Genomic DNA, 14,113 nt, shown 5'->3' with positions numbered 1-14,113 from the left:
GCACAGAATAAAATCAGCGATTTCAGGGATATCTTATCGCAGACAGGGATATCGGGCAGGCGGGATTCGAACCCACGACCCCCAGTCCCCCAGACTGATGCGCTACCAGGCTGCGCTACTGCCCGCCTGTCTGCGATGACGCATCGTGTAGCAGGCCCACCGGGGGGCTGCAAGCCATCTTCTTCACCTGACAGCAAAAATTAAACCCATAAAAACACAAAAGGGGCAGGAACGCCTGGTCCCTGCCCCTTTTTCCTTCCCGGTATCTCCCCGATCGCTAGACCGGCACCATTTCACGCAATGCCTGCAGTTCAACCAGTATCCCGCGCAGGTTTTCGCGCAGTGCCGTATTTTCGGCACGCAGCCGCTCAAGCTCCAGCATCACAAGCTGTTCCAGCGGGGCCTCGTCCTCTTCCGCCTCTTCCGCTTCCGCCTGCGCGACTGGCACAGTCGCGGACGCATCCTGCGCGGAAATATCTTCCTGCGTGGATGCTCGCGCCGCCGTCTCGGGCTGCGGGACCGGGGCATCCGCCGACCCGGCCGCGTCCATGGGCATTTCCGGGCCGCAATCGTGCGGCTGTGCCGCACCGACAGGGGGAACGTCCGATTCCGGCGATTCGCGCGATGCCGCAGCGTCGTACCCGTCTTTCCCGTCTTCCATCAGCGGGGCATCCGCCATCGCTTCGGGGCCTGCGGGGACGACCGGCCCTTCTTCAGCCGACGCATCACCTGATGTGGGTGCAGCTTCGTCCGACGCCACCTCCTCCACGATGGTGACTTCCTCGATCCGCACGTCGGTAATTTCGACAACCGCCCTGCCCTCGGGCACCGGCGTGGACGCAACGGGGGAGGCAGCCACATGAAGGGCATCGTCCCCGGCCACGTCCGGTCCCGTCAGGATGCGCTGTACCTCCCCAAGGGAGAGATGCCGGACATACAGCATGTCGGAAATCCGGCGCAGCAGCGCCACGTCATCCGGCCGGTACAGGCGGCGGCCACTCGGCCCACGAATGGGCTGAAGCTGGGGAAAGCGGTTTTCCCACGTGCGCAGGACATGCTGCGCGATCCCGAGCTGACGCGCGACCTCGTAAATCGGCAGGGCGTCATCGCTGCTTCCCGCAGGTGCTGCGGAAAGGTTCCTCATGCCATCCGGGGCGGGGTCTTGGACATTCATTCGTCGTCCTCTGCGTTCGTGTGGCCGGTGGTACCGTTCACATGCGCCCGCAACAGCTGACTGGGCCGAAAGACCAGGACGGAACGCGGCAGAATCGGCACCTCAACCCCGGTTTTCGGGTTGCGGCCCGTGCGGCGCCCCTTCCTGCGGACGGAAAAGGTACCGAATCCGCTGATCTTTACGGTGTCCCCGGTTTCGAGTGCATGGGCCACTTTTTCCAGGACGTGTTCAAGGATATCGGCGGACTCATGACGGGAAAGTCCAACCTGACTATAGATTTGTTCTGCCAGAGTGGCGCGGGTCACTGTGCTCATGCGGTAACGTTATGCATGCCATCAGCCACCGTCAATTCAATGTGTTGACAGGTTCGTTTTTTTCTTGCGTCCGCATTCCGCCGGACACGGTCGCACGCCGGTCGCCTACATCCGCGCCAGCGCCGCCCCCCATGTCAGGCCGCCACCCAGCGCTTCCATCAGCACGAGGTCCCCGGTGCGAATCCGCCCATCACGCACGGCCTCGTTCAGGGCCAGCGGGATCGACGCGGCGGAGGTATTGGCATGCCGGTCCACCGTGATCACCACCCGTTCGGGTGGCAGGCGCAGCTTGCGCGCCACGCCGTCAATGATCCGCAGGTTCGCCTGGTGCGGCACCAGCCACGACACGTCCTCGTACTGCAGGCCGTTCGCCGCCAGCACCTCATCCACCGACGAGGACAGCTTGGCCACCGCATGGCGGAAAACGTCGCGTCCCTGCATTTTCAGGTGGGCGCTTTTGTCGGACTGGCCGATCGCGCCGTCGACATACAGCAGGTCGCCGTAACGACCGTCGGAATGGAGGTGGGTCGACAGGATCCCCTGTCCATCCGCGTCATCCGTCGCCTGCATGAAGACAGCACCCGCGCCGTCGCCGAACAGGACAAAGGTCGAACGGTCATCGGGATCAAGGATGCGCGAATACACCTCGCTGCCGATCACCAGCGCCGAACGCGCCTGCCCGCTGCGGATCAGCGCATCGGCGGTGGACAGCGCGTAAATGAATCCCGAACAGGCCGCCGCGACGTCAAAACCGAACCCGCCCGTAATGCCAAGTTCCGCCTGCACCCGCACGGCGGTGGAAGGAAACGCCTGATCCGGCGTGCTTGTCGCCACGATGATGGCGTCCACATCGTCAGGGCTGGCCTTGGCATAATCCAGCGCCTGCCGCCCTGCCCGCGCCGCCATGCTGACGGCGGTATCTTCCGGCCCGGCGACATGGCGCTGCGCGATTCCGGTGCGGGCGCGAATCCACTCGTCCGAGGTTTCCAGCCGGGTGGCCAGTTCATCGTTGGTCACGATCCTGTCCGGCAGATAACCACCGAAACCCTTCAGCAGCGAGTGTCTCGCCTTCATGCGTGTCTGTCCAAACCTGTTGGGAGCAGGGCGGCACGTATCGCACCCCACAGGCACGAGAGGCTTTCCTTGCCCACCCCAAGCGACTCAGGAAGCCGAAACCGCCTGCGTCGACTCCTTTTCGTTACTGAACCTGCTGGCCGTCAGGCTTCCCATGCGGGCAAGCTGGTCACGGATACCGGCATTGAAATCATGGGTGACCATGTCGATCGCCACATCCACGGCAGAGGCGAATCCTTCGGCGTCGGTGCCGCCATGCGACTTCACCACCACGCCGTTCAGTCCGACGAATACCGCGCCGTTATAACGGCGCGGATCCAGCCATTCCTTCATGCGCTCCAGCCCCGGCCGCACCAGCAGGTAGCCGATCCGGCCAAGCAGGCCGGAACTGAAGACCTGGCGCAGCAGGGTAAAGGCCATCTTCAGCGCCCCTTCCCCGGTCTTGAGCGCGACATTGCCGGTAAAGCCGTCGGTGACCACCACGTCGGTGGTGCCGGCGGTAATGTCATGGCCTTCGACAAATCCGTGGAACTGACGCGCAAGCGGGCTGCCACGCAGCACTTCGGCCGCCTGACGCAGCCGCTCGTCGCCCTTGAGCTCCTCCGAGCCGACATTGAGAAGCCCGATGGTCGGCGCGGGCAGGCCCAGCACGGCCTTGGCGAAGGCTTCGCCCATCACGGCGAATTCCACCAGGTTGCGCCAGTCGCATGCCACGTTCGCGCCAAGGTCGAGCATGACCACGTTGCCCTTTGTCGTAGGGCTGATGGCGGCCATGGCGGGACGGGAAATCCCCGGCAGCGTCTTTATCACGATCTTGGCAAGGGCAAGCATCGCGCCGCTGTTTCCAGCGGACACCACGCCCATCGCCTCCCCATTGGAGACGGCGTCCATCGACAGGCGCAGCGAGGAATCGCGCACCCGCAATGCGGCCGTGGGTTTCATTTCCATGGAGATGGCGGAACCGGCGGGGCGGACGGTGCATATCGCCACCGCCTGCGGATACTGCGCCAGAAGGGCGCGCAACCGGTTTTCGTCGCCAATCAGAAGAATTCTGGCGGATGGATGTCGGTCAGCGGCAATCGCCAGTCCGGCCACCACGACTTCCGGACCGCCATCCCCACCCATTCCATCAATGGCCAGAGTGTAGGACTGTGTCGCGGAAAAAGAGGAACCTGTCTCGGTCATGCTCGTCTTGTGCCGGGTGAAGATAAAACGCGCAAGTGCCAACGGGGAAGCTTTCCCCTGCTGCATGTCTCCCTGCGCGATCCGGACGGGTCGGGATGTATCTGACGACCACTCCCGCGCCACATCAATGGCACCCCCCGTCCCGACAGATTGCCGCGCCGGAAGATATCAGGCGCGGACCGCAGTTTTCAGCGCCTTGCCTGCGGATGCGACTTCACGACCGTCATAATGCCCGCAATGGCTGCACACATGATGGGGGCGCTTCAGTTCGCCACAGTTGGAGCATTCCGCGTGCGCCTGCACCGGCAGCGCAGCATGGCTGCGACGCATGCCACGACGGGACGGCGAAGTTTTTCTCTTAGGTACAGCCATGGGCCTGGGCCCCTCCGATCTGGGATCACAACCCGGCAAGGCCAGTCAGGCATCACCCGGTCAGTTATCAACAATTGAGGGGGGCGCTCTAGCAGACCATATGACATTCCGCAAGAGACGATCTTGCGATCCGCCGGTCCGCCGCCCGCCCCCGCGCGCGGTTCCGGCCCCTCAGTTATGCTTTTTCTTCAGGTCCGCAAGGGCCGCGAAAGGCTGGCGGCGGGGCTCACCATCCTCTTCCCCGTCGTCATCCTCCACGTCCAGAAGTTCGGCCGGGATCACGCTTCCGGGCTTGTGCGGATAGGGGTCGAGACCCAGCGAAAGCTCCTCCGCCGCCAGTTCGCCGATATCGATGCTCTCGCGTTCATAGGCCACCTCGTCGATGCTGAACGGATCGACCTCGTCATCCTCGCGGAAACGTTCCGCCGGGATGCAGCGCACGGTAAAGGATTCGGCGATAGCGTCCTCGAACGGCTCAAGGCTGATGACGCATTCCTGCGTCACGTGCGCCGTCAGCCACCCTTCGGCCATGACCTCCCCCTGCGGGCCGGGGACAAGGCGATAGCGGCAGGCAAGGTCGCGGATCGCGGGAATCCTGAAACGCCGCGCGAGGGCGGCGCATTCGTCGGGCGTGGCCTCGATGGAGGTTTCCATTCCCTTGAGCGCGATGCGCCCCACCGGGACGCGGCGGGAAAATTCTGGCTCCATGTTCGTATCTTCTCCTGCTGTTCCGACAGGCCGCCACGCCGACCCGGCCGGGAGGGGATCCAACGCGATGCTTACCGCCACCAGGACGCCGCCGGAGGTGTTTTTCCGCCTTGCGTCCGATCTGCAATTGACTTCATTTCGCCAATAAGGCACCCGGAATGACGGATTGTCTATCTGCCGCATCTTATCAGGACGCTTTACCCGATCATGAGGTCACCGCAGCACATCTTTTCCCGCCCCCGTTCCATACGCCTGTTTTCATGCGCTGTCATCGGGGTTGGCCTGTCGCTGTCGGGATGCGCCGTGTTCAAGCCCAGCGTGATCCAGCGTGGCTCCCTGGTGCAGCCGGATGACTACAAGCAGCTCAAGACGGGAACCAGTTCGCGATCCGATGTGATGGACCTCCTCGGCTCCCCCACCAGCCGCGCGACGTTTGACGACAATACGTGGATCTATATCTCCATGAAGCAGAAGCTGGTCCCCATCAGCTTCCCGAACATCGAAAAGCAGCAGGTGGTGGTCCTGACCTTTGACGACGGGGGCATCCTGCGCAACCTGCGGACGCTGAACAAGGATGATGCCCGTTACGTCAGCATGGCAGCTGGCCGCACGCCGACACCGGGCACCAAGATCAACGTCATGCAGCAGATCCTGGGCAATGTCGGACGCTACAACCCCATGAGCCAGATGATGTCCAACAGCGCCTATGGCGGCAGCACCGGCCCGATGAACAGCATGAATGGCGGTCCGGGCCATGGCGGCGCGGGCAACAGCCTGCCCTGACCCCATCAGTTCGGGACGATGATCCTGACGCGCAGCCCGCCGGACGGGCTGCTTTCCAGCCTGATTTCGCCGCCATGGGCGTGAATGATGTCACGCGCGATGGCAAGCCCCAGGCCGGTGCCCCCGTCGCGCCCGCTTTCGAACGGCCGGAAGACGCTTTCACGCCGGGATTCGTCAATGCCACAGCCGTCATCGTCGATATAGATGACGGTGCTGTTGCGCTTCTGCCGGGCGCTCAGCCAGATGCGCGTGGCATGCCGTCGCGCATTTTCGACAATATTGGACAGCACCCGCCGGAACGCCGCCACCCGCACCACGATCTCCATCCGGCGCGGCACGCTGACCGTGACTTCGTGCATGCCGATACGGCGCACCCCCGCCGCGACCTCATCAAGAAGGTCGCGGACATCCACCTGCGACGGAACCTCCGCCCCTTCACCCCGGGCGAAGGAGAGGTAGCCTTCGATCATATGCTCCATCTCGCCCACGTCGGCGATCATGTCCTCGATATCCGGCCTGAGGACTTCCCCCCGGATTTCCCCCTCCCTCGGCAGCATCGCCAGCGTCAGGCGCAGGCGCGTAAGCGGGGTGCGCAGATCGTGGGACACCCCTGCCAGCACTGATGTCCGCTGCTCCACAAAGCGAAAGATGCGATCGCGCATGCGGTTGAACGCCACCGCCGCCTTGCGGATTTCCTGCGCTCCCTCAGGCTGGATCGGGTCGATGTCGCGCCCCAGTCCGAACAGTTCCGCCGCGCGGGCCAGCCGCCGTATGGCGCGCACCTGGTTGCGCATGAAAAACGCCGCGATGCAGAACAGCAGCAGGGCGCTGCCGGTCGCCCACGCGACAAACAGCCACACCGGCGCCACATCCAGCCGCTTGCGCGGGGTATCGACGCGCAGGACGCCATCGGGCATCTGGATGAAGACCGACACGATATGGCGGTCGCGTTTCCAGTCCACGAAGGTCGGACGTCCGATGGCGCCGCGCAGGTCGCGGACAAGGTCGTCATCCACCGGCCCCAGCACATGGTTCGTCCCGACCCGCGCAAGGCTTTCCCCTTCCCGCCAGGTCATCAGCAGCTGCGCGCGCTGGTGGACATCGTCGAGGATCCATGCCCGGTCCGCCGGCGCGGGATAGCGCTCCATCATGTCGATGGTCATGGCGATATTGTTCACCACGCCCGCCGACAGACGGCGCGAGACGATTTTCAGATAATTTCCGTAAAACAGTTCCAGCGAGATTCCCTGCGTCACCAGCAGGGGAATGAACCCGATCAGCAGCATGCGTCCCAGCAGCGAACGCGGCAGGACGCGCCGCACCAGACGGTCGGCGCGGGCGCCAATGGCGGATCGGCCCGCGACCGGCGACGGGGGATCATTACGCTGTGTCATGCCCTATCCAGCCGCCCGACATAAAAAAAGCCGACCCCATGCGGAAGCCGGCCTTTCCCACGGGCGGTGCCCGGTATCTGAAAACAGATCAGAACCCTTCGCGTTCCAGACGCTTGCGCTCCATCTTGCGCGCACGGCGCACGGCTTCAGCGGCTTCGCGCGCCTTGCGCTCAGACGGCTTTTCATAGTGCCGACGCAGCTTCATTTCCCGGAAGATGCCTTCGCGCTGCATCTTCTTCTTGAGGGCCTTGAGAGCCTGATCGACGTTATTATCACGAACGAGAACCTGCACTGGGTCGTCAACTCCTGCTTTAGCCGTCACTTGCGCCGGCGGCGATGGGTATCTGTAATGGGGGATGACCGCCCGAGGCCATTCCCTGCGTGCGATTCCCAAACGGGCCGCACCTATATCACAGCCCGATCGGCCAACACAAATATTTCCGGTGGTTTTATACGGCGCCGGGACAGGTTATTTCACGACCGTCCCATGCATGAAACGCAGGCGACGCGTTTTTACCACCCGAGGCCAGAGGATCCACGCCGTCATGACCCTGCTCAAGATCGCACGCATGGGCCATCCCGTGCTGCTACGTCGCGCTGACGAGGTCCCGGACCCCACCCACCCCGACATCCAGCAGCTGGTGGCGGACATGATCGAAACGATGGAGGACGCGGGCGGCGTCGGCCTCGCCGCGCCACAGGTCCACCGTTCATGCCGGATATTCGTCTATCGCGTGCCGCAGGCACGCAGCACCGGCGCCGGGGATGACCAGCCCTGCGGGCCGTCAGTGCTGATAAATCCGCGGATCACCCCACTGGATGAGGAAACCGTCCTGCGGCTGGAGGGGTGCCTGTCGATTCCGGGAATGCGGGGATGGGTGCCGCGCCATGCCCGCATCGGCTATAGTGGCCTTGACGCGCAGGGACAGCCTGTCGCGGGCACCGCGTCGGGTTTTCTGGCGAATGTGATGCAACATGAATATGATCACCTCGACGGCATATTGTACCCGATGCGAATGAACGATCTCCGACTGATGGGGTTTGACACTGAAATGGCACGTTACGGAGCACAGCAGGCATGATCGGATCCTTCATCACGGCGTCAGCCGCGTCATGCCTTTCTCCCCCGCCCGTCGATCATTCCCCCGCCCGCGACGCCGCCATCCGCCAGATGATGTCCGGGGTGGGACACCGGGAATGGTCCATGGCCACCGTGCGACAGGTGGCGGGCAACAATGCCGACCTGCTGTTTCCCGGCGGCATCGCCGACGTGGCCGAAGCCAGCTTCGACCTGGCCGATCGCGACATGCTGGCCGCGGCACACGGTTTCCATTCCCGTAAACTGAGCCGCCGGGTCCGCGCGGCGATCATGTTCCGCCTTGAACACGCGGCCCCCCATCGCCCCGCCGTGCGACATGCCCTGGCAGTGCTGATGATGCCGGGCCACGCCCATATCCTGGCACGTACCATCGCACGCACGGTCAATGCCATCTGGACGGCGGCGGGCGACGATTCGCAGGGCTTTACCCATGCGACCAAGCGTATCTCGCTTACGGGGATCTATGTCTCCACCCTGCTGTTCTGGCTGGCGCGTGGCGGCAACATGGCCGCGGTGGAGGAATTCCTGGACCGCAGGCTGGCGGATATCGCGCGCATCACCCGCCTGAAAAACCGCCTGATGGGCCGTCCCTTCTAAGAAGGCTTCTTGAAAAGGCAGCCCCCGCAACATACTGAAATCATGAAAAGTTTCTGGTGAAGCTTTTTACAGGGAGCTTCGCAAACGTCACCTTTTTGAAAAAAGGCGACACCCAAAAGCTTTTGTTATTTTTTATCAGCGGGTTATTTTCAAACAGTCTCTGATACGTCCCCCTTTCCCTTTTTCCTGACCGAGCAGCGATTGCCCCCTCCCCCCATCCCTCCCCGCGCACGCGCCCGTGCGGGCGTGGAACTCCTGTTCCTGCGCGACGAGGACATGCGGCAGGCACAGATCCTGATGACGCTGGCCTGCCGGAGTTTCGGAAGCCTGCTGGATCCCCTGCTGGAGGAAATGCAGATCGGGCATGCCCATCAGCGGATCTTACAGTTTGTAAAAAACGAACCCGACATTTCCGTCGGCGCGCTTCTGGACATTCTGGCCATTACCAAGCAAAGCATGGCGCGTGCCCTGCACGACCTGCTGCGGCGCGGACTGATCCATCAACACACCAGCGCGCGCGACCGCCGCATGCGCCTGCTGCGCCTGACCGAGGCGGGATGCGAGATGGAGCGTCGCCTGTTCGAAAAACAGCGTGAAGTCCTGTTGCGCGTCTATCGCGATGCGGGCGGTCCGGCCGTCGAGGGATTCCGCCGGGTCATGCAGGGGCTGATTGACGAATCGAATCGCGTGGCACACCACCGCGATACCGTCGCGCCCGGTCAGACACAACGGAGTCGTGAATGAACAGGTCCCCCCGTCCCGCCGCCTCCCCCAGCCTGCGTGAACCCGCCGCGCTCGACGCCCATATCGTGGTGGTTGATGACGACCCGCGCCTGCGCCGGCTGCTGCAGCGCTACCTGACGGAACAGGGTTTCCGCGTCAGCATCGCCGCATCCGCGCAGGAGGCGCGCCAGGTCCTTGGCTTCATGCAGCCCGACGCGCTGGTGCTGGACATCACGATGCCGGGCGAAAATGGGCTGGAACTGACACGGGACCTGCGCAACGAAGGTCTGGATTTCCCCATCCTGCTGCTGACCGCACGCGGAGAGCCCGAAGACAGGATCATCGGGCTGGAAGCCGGCGCGGACGATTATCTTGGCAAGCCGTTCGAACCCCGCGAACTCCTGCTGCGGCTCAAGGCGCACCTGCGCCGTTTCGCGCCGCCGCCGCCGACCAATAACCTGCGGATCGTCCGGCTGGGCGAACTGGAATTCGACCCGGCCCGCAGCCTGCTGAGCGGCAAGGACGGCACGGTTCACCTGACGGGCGGGGAATCCGCGCTGCTGGCGGTTCTGGCGCGCCACCCCAACGAAGTGCTTTCACGCCTTGAAATCGCCCAGACACTGGAAATGGACGAAATCGGTGAACGCGCCGTCGACGTGCAGGTCACGCGCCTGCGCCGCCGTATCGAGCCCGACCCGAGGGAGCCGCGCTTCCTCCAGACGGTGCGGGGCAAGGGATATGTCCTCAAGCCCGGCCTGTAAGGGACTGTAGAAGTTCCGGGTGTCGCCCTCTCCCGAAAGGGCGGCACCTTCATGAAGCTTTTTGCAAAAAGCTTCACCAAAAACTTTTCATGATTTCAATATTTTGCTAGCGCCGCCCTCGGGAATTGGGCGGCATGGCGGATGGACCGGGGGCCGCCCGCCATACGGGTGGCGCGATCAGCCCTGCTGCAGCTTGTCGAGTTCGCGCACCACGGCCTCACCCATGACCTCGGTCCCCACGACGGCCATGCCGGGACTCATGATATCGGCCGTCCGCAGGCCGCTGGCCAGCACGTTCGCCACCGCGGTTTCAATCAGGGCGGCATCTTCATGCATGTCGAACGAATACCGCAGCAGCATCGCAAAGGAGAGGATCTGCGCCAGCGGGTTGGCCTGCCCCTTGCCCGCGATATCCGGCGCGCTGCCATGGATCGGCTCATACAGGGCGGGACGCTTCCCGTTGGCATCCACGGCGCCCAGCGTGGCCGAAGGCAGCATGCCAAGGCTGCCGGTCAGCATGGAGGCAAGATCCGACAGCAGGTCGCCAAACAGGTTCCCCGTGACGATCACGTCGAACTGGCGCGGGTTGCGCACCAGCTGCATGGCGCAGTTGTCCGCCAGCATGTGCGTCAGTTCGACATCGGCGTATTCACGCGCATGCAGGTCGGTCACGACCTCTTTCCACAACAGGCCGCTTTCCATCACGTTGCACTTCTCGACCGAGCAGACGCGATTGCCCCGCTTGCGCGCAAGGTCGAATGCGACACGGGCCACGCGTTCGATTTCCGGCGTCGTATAGACTTCGGTATTGATACCGCGCCGCGAACCGTCCGGCAGGGTTTCAATGCCACGCGGGTTGCCGAAATAGATCCCGCCCACCGTTTCGCGCACGATCATGATGTCCAGCCCGCGCACCACCTCGGGCTTCAGCGTGCTGGCCTCGGCCAGGGCGTCGAACACCTTTGCCGGGCGCAGGTTGGCAAACAGGCCAAGTTCCTGCCGCAGCTTGAGGATCGCGATTTCGGGACGCCGGTCAAATCCGGCGGACGCCCATTTCGGGTCCCCCACCGAACCGAACAGCACGGCATCGACGGCCCGGGCCTTGTCAATGACTTCCTGGCGGATGGGCTCCCCATGCACCGCCAGCGACGCGCCGCCCACCAGGTCCTCGGCAATGTCGAAACTGATCCCGCGCGCGCGGCTCATCCATGCCATGATGCGCGCAACCTCGCGCATGATTTCAGGACCGATACCATCACCAGGAAGGATCAGAAGTTTCTTGGTTTCGGACATGACAGCTCCCTGCTGAAAAAACTGACCCCTGCTGGCGCCGTGACGTTCAGTCGATGGTGATGGAGGGCATCCATGGTTCGTCCAGCCTGCGGCGCGCCTCGAACGTCTCGATCGCGTCCTCGTGCTGCAGCGTCTGGCCGATATCGTCCAGTCCCTCCAGCAGCAGGCGCCTGCGCAGGGGATCGACCTCGAACGCGATCTCGGTGCCATCCGGACGGACGACCACCTGACGTTGCAGGTCGATGGTGATGCGGGCGTTTTCCCCCATGCGGGAATCGGCCATCAGTTCGTCGCATATTTCGCGCGGCAGGGCGATCGGCAGGATGCCGTTCTTGAAACAGTTGTTGAAAAAGATATCCGCGAATGACGGCGCGATGACGCATCGGATCCCGAAATCCAGCAGCGCCCATGGCGCATGTTCGCGAGAGGAGCCACAGCCCAGATTGTCATGGGTGATCAGGATCCGCGAATTGCGATACGGCGCCTGGTTCAGGATGAAATCGGGGTTTTCCGAACCATCGGCGTTGTAGCGCATGCTGTCGAACGCATGCACGCCAAGCCCGGAACGTTTGGTGGTTTTCAGGAAACGCGCGGGGATGATCTTGTCCGTGTCGATGTTTTCCTGCGGCAGCGGGGCGGCAATGCCCGTCAGGACCGTGAATTTATCCATTTCAGATCAGCTCCCGCACATCGGTCAGACATCCCGTGACAGCCGCCGCGGCCGCCATCGCGGGCGACAGCAGGTGGGTACGGCCACCGGGTCCCTGCCGTCCCTCGAAATTACGGTTGGATGTCGAGGCACAACGCTGCCCCGGCGTCAGCTTGTCCGGGTTCATGCCCAGGCACATCGAACATCCCGCCTCGCGCCATTCGAACCCGGCGTCGAGGAAGATGCGGTCCAGCCCCTCCTGCTCCGCCTGTGCCTTCACGATTCCCGATCCCGGTACGACCATCGCGCGCACGCCTTCGGCGACATGCCGTCCCGCCACGATGGCGGCCGCGGCACGCAGGTCCTCGATCCGGCTGTTGGTGCAGGACCCGATGAAGACGACATCAACGGGCGTGCCCGCGATCTTCTGCCCGGCGCTCAGCCCCATGTAGTCGAGCATGCGCTGCATCTGCGCCCTGCGCGCCATGTCCGGTTCATCGGCGGGGTCCGGCACGTTCCCGGTCACGGGAATGACGGTTTCCGGACTGGTGCCCCATGTCAGGACGGGCGAAATCTCCTCGGCCCGCAGTTCCACCACCTTGTCGTAATGCGCCCCCTCGTCGGAGACGAGGGTCTTCCAGTAGGCGACGGCCTGTTCGAACGCCTCCCCCTTCGGGGCGAAGGGACGGCCGCGCACGTATTCGAACGTCGTCTCGTCCGGGGCGACAAGCCCGGCGCGCGCCCCGGCCTCGATCGACATGTTGCAGATCGTCATGCGCCCCGCCATGTCGAGCGCCCGGATCGCGGAGCCGGTGAATTCGATGATGTAGCCGGTCCCCCCGGCCGTGCCGAGCCTGCCGATGATCGCCAGCATGATGTCCTTGGCGCTGACGCCCGGGCCGACCCTGCCCTCCACCGCGACCTTCATGTTCCTGGCGGGTTTCTGCAGCAGGGTCTGCGTCGCCATGACATGCTCGACCTCGGACGTGCCGATCCCGAACGCCAGCGCGCCCAGGGCGCCATGGGTGGAGGTATGGCTGTCGCCGCACACGATGGTCATGCCCGGCAGGGAAATCCCCTGTTCCGGCCCGACGACATGCACGATGCCCTGGCGTTCCGACAGCAGCGGGAAATACGGCACGCCGAATTCCGCGACGTTGCGTTCCAGCGTCTCGATCTGGTTGCGGCTTTCCGCCTCCTCGATCGGCAACGTGCGGTCGGATGTCGGGACGTTGTGATCGACCACGGCGATCATGGCTTCCGGATGGCGCAGGCGCCGCCCGGTCATGCGCAGCCCCTCGAACGCCTGCGGGCTTGTCACCTCATGGATAAGGTGGCGGTCGATATAAAGGATGGCCGTACTGTCCGGAAGACGTTCCACGACATGACTGTCCCAAATCTTGTCGAACAGCGTACGTGCAACCATCAGTTCCTATCCCCCAGCATACGACATGCCGGATCCGTGGCTCGTTGCCTGCACCATGGCAGAGACGAACGGTGCCGGCCTTGCAATCAAGAAAAAGCGCCATCCGTCCTGACACGCCAGCATGCGACAGGACGGACGGCAGGGTCGCGGATCAGTTCGCCGCCGCTTCCGTGGTGGCTGCGGGCGTCGTGTCGCGGGGACGCTCCGCGATACGGGCGGACTTGCCGCGACGGCCACGCAGGTAATACAGCTTCGCGCGGCGGACCATGCCGCGACGGACCACCGTGATGTCGGCGATGGCGGGGGAATACAGCGGGAACACGCGCTCCACGCCTTCACCATTGGAAATCTTGCGCACGGTGAAGTTGCTGTTCAGGCCCTTGTTCGAACGCGCGATCACCACGCCTTCATAGGCCTGCACGCGCTTGCGCGAACCTTCGACCACGTGCACGCCGACGCGCACCGTGTCGCCCGGGGCGAATTCCGGAACCGCGCGGGTCGCGGTCAGACGGGCGATTTCTTCCGCCTCGTATTTCTGGATGATGTTCATGATCGGGTCCT

Annotated in this window: 17 protein-coding genes and 1 tRNA gene; 5 read left to right on the top strand and 13 right to left on the bottom strand. The window is 63.7% G+C overall.

Translation table 11 applies throughout. From position 1 onward, the window contains the following. Positions 1 to 51 precede the first annotated feature (51 nt). The 7 genes from CFR71_RS01370 to CFR71_RS01340 all read right to left on the bottom strand — a co-directional run bounded on the left by CFR71_RS01370 (position 52) and on the right by CFR71_RS01340 (position 4,827). Positions 52 to 125: transfer RNA gene (locus CFR71_RS01370), tRNA-Pro, on the bottom strand. Positions 126 to 277: 152 nt separating this feature from the next. Continuing rightward, a complete protein-coding gene (locus CFR71_RS01365) occupies positions 278 to 1,144 on the bottom strand; it encodes a MerR family transcriptional regulator (protein ID WP_165832013.1) in 867 nt (288 codons plus the stop codon). 26 nt (positions 1,145 to 1,170) lie between these two features. Beyond that, on the bottom strand, positions 1,171 to 1,488 hold the full coding sequence (locus CFR71_RS01360) for an integration host factor subunit alpha (protein ID WP_110526051.1): 318 nt from the start codon (positions 1,486 to 1,488) through the stop codon (positions 1,171 to 1,173). 105 nt (positions 1,489 to 1,593) lie between these two features. Further along, positions 1,594 to 2,562, bottom strand: coding sequence for a beta-ketoacyl-ACP synthase III (locus CFR71_RS01355; RefSeq protein WP_110526048.1), 969 nt, complete (start codon positions 2,560 to 2,562; stop codon positions 1,594 to 1,596). An 87-nt stretch (positions 2,563 to 2,649) separates the two neighbouring features. Then, a complete protein-coding gene (gene plsX / locus CFR71_RS01350) occupies positions 2,650 to 3,747 on the bottom strand; it encodes a phosphate acyltransferase PlsX (protein WP_110526600.1) in 1,098 nt (365 codons plus the stop codon). Positions 3,748 to 3,915: 168 nt separating this feature from the next. After that, positions 3,916 to 4,119 carry a 50S ribosomal protein L32 gene (rpmF, locus tag CFR71_RS01345; protein ID WP_003620805.1) on the bottom strand — a complete coding sequence of 68 codons (204 nt, stop codon included), beginning with the start codon at positions 4,117 to 4,119 and terminating at the stop codon, positions 3,916 to 3,918. Positions 4,120 to 4,290: 171 nt separating this feature from the next. Continuing rightward, on the bottom strand, positions 4,291 to 4,827 hold the full coding sequence (locus CFR71_RS01340; RefSeq protein ID WP_110526045.1) for a YceD family protein: 537 nt from the start codon (positions 4,825 to 4,827) through the stop codon (positions 4,291 to 4,293). A 207-nt stretch (positions 4,828 to 5,034) separates the two neighbouring features. On the opposite strand from CFR71_RS01340, the gene CFR71_RS01335 reads away from it, so the two are divergent. Further along, entirely contained in the window at positions 5,035 to 5,610 is a 576-nt protein-coding gene (locus CFR71_RS01335) for an outer membrane protein assembly factor BamE (protein ID WP_110526043.1), read from the top strand. Between the two features lie 5 nt (positions 5,611 to 5,615). On the opposite strand, the gene CFR71_RS01330 is transcribed toward CFR71_RS01335, so the two are convergent. Beyond that, a complete protein-coding gene (locus CFR71_RS01330; RefSeq protein WP_110526040.1) occupies positions 5,616 to 7,004 on the bottom strand; it encodes a sensor histidine kinase in 1,389 nt (462 codons plus the stop codon). 88 nt (positions 7,005 to 7,092) lie between these two features. Beyond that, on the bottom strand, positions 7,093 to 7,296 hold the full coding sequence (gene rpsU, locus CFR71_RS01325) for a 30S ribosomal protein S21 (RefSeq protein WP_010506446.1): 204 nt from the start codon (positions 7,294 to 7,296) through the stop codon (positions 7,093 to 7,095). Positions 7,297 to 7,549: 253 nt separating this feature from the next. Between rpsU and def the strand changes: the two genes are divergently transcribed. The 4 genes from def (at position 7,550) to CFR71_RS01305 (ending at position 10,184) form a co-directional block, all read left to right on the top strand. Beyond that, complete coding sequence (gene def / locus CFR71_RS01320; RefSeq protein ID WP_110526038.1) at positions 7,550 to 8,086, top strand: peptide deformylase; 537 nt, start codon at positions 7,550 to 7,552, stop codon at positions 8,084 to 8,086. Further along, entirely contained in the window at positions 8,083 to 8,700 is a 618-nt protein-coding gene (locus CFR71_RS01315; protein ID WP_110526035.1) for a COQ9 family protein, read from the top strand. The genes def and CFR71_RS01315 overlap by 4 nt, the downstream gene beginning before the upstream one ends. A 201-nt stretch (positions 8,701 to 8,901) precedes the next feature. Further along, positions 8,902 to 9,444, top strand: a complete 543-nt coding sequence (locus tag CFR71_RS01310) for a MarR family winged helix-turn-helix transcriptional regulator (protein ID WP_408891516.1) — start codon at positions 8,902 to 8,904, stop codon at positions 9,442 to 9,444. Then, entirely contained in the window at positions 9,441 to 10,184 is a 744-nt protein-coding gene (locus CFR71_RS01305; RefSeq protein WP_110526033.1) for a response regulator, read from the top strand. Before CFR71_RS01310 ends, CFR71_RS01305 begins: the two co-directional genes overlap by 4 nt. A gap of 177 nt (positions 10,185 to 10,361) precedes the next feature. On the opposite strand, the gene leuB is transcribed toward CFR71_RS01305, so the two are convergent. The 4 genes from leuB to rplS form a co-directional block, all read right to left on the bottom strand. Next, on the bottom strand, positions 10,362 to 11,477 hold the full coding sequence (leuB, locus tag CFR71_RS01300; protein WP_110526030.1) for a 3-isopropylmalate dehydrogenase: 1,116 nt from the start codon (positions 11,475 to 11,477) through the stop codon (positions 10,362 to 10,364). A 46-nt stretch (positions 11,478 to 11,523) separates the two neighbouring features. Next, a complete protein-coding gene (leuD, locus tag CFR71_RS01295; RefSeq protein ID WP_110526027.1) occupies positions 11,524 to 12,147 on the bottom strand; it encodes a 3-isopropylmalate dehydratase small subunit in 624 nt (207 codons plus the stop codon). A 1-nt stretch (position 12,148) separates the two neighbouring features. Further along, positions 12,149 to 13,552 carry a 3-isopropylmalate dehydratase large subunit gene (leuC, locus tag CFR71_RS01290; RefSeq protein WP_110526024.1) on the bottom strand — a complete coding sequence of 468 codons (1,404 nt, stop codon included), beginning with the start codon at positions 13,550 to 13,552 and terminating at the stop codon, positions 12,149 to 12,151. Between the two features lie 151 nt (positions 13,553 to 13,703). After that, the gene (gene rplS, locus CFR71_RS01285; RefSeq protein ID WP_110526021.1) at positions 13,704 to 14,102 is read right to left on the bottom strand and encodes a 50S ribosomal protein L19; all 399 of its coding nucleotides are present in this window, start codon (positions 14,100 to 14,102) and stop codon (positions 13,704 to 13,706) included. Positions 14,103 to 14,113: the final 11 nt, after the last annotated feature.

This window comes from Novacetimonas pomaceti (assembly GCF_003207955.1).
Classification (GTDB): domain Bacteria; phylum Pseudomonadota; class Alphaproteobacteria; order Acetobacterales; family Acetobacteraceae; genus Novacetimonas; species Novacetimonas pomaceti.
The sequence above is the reverse complement of the archived record's forward strand: the minus strand, read 5'-3'. Positions and strand labels throughout refer to the sequence as shown.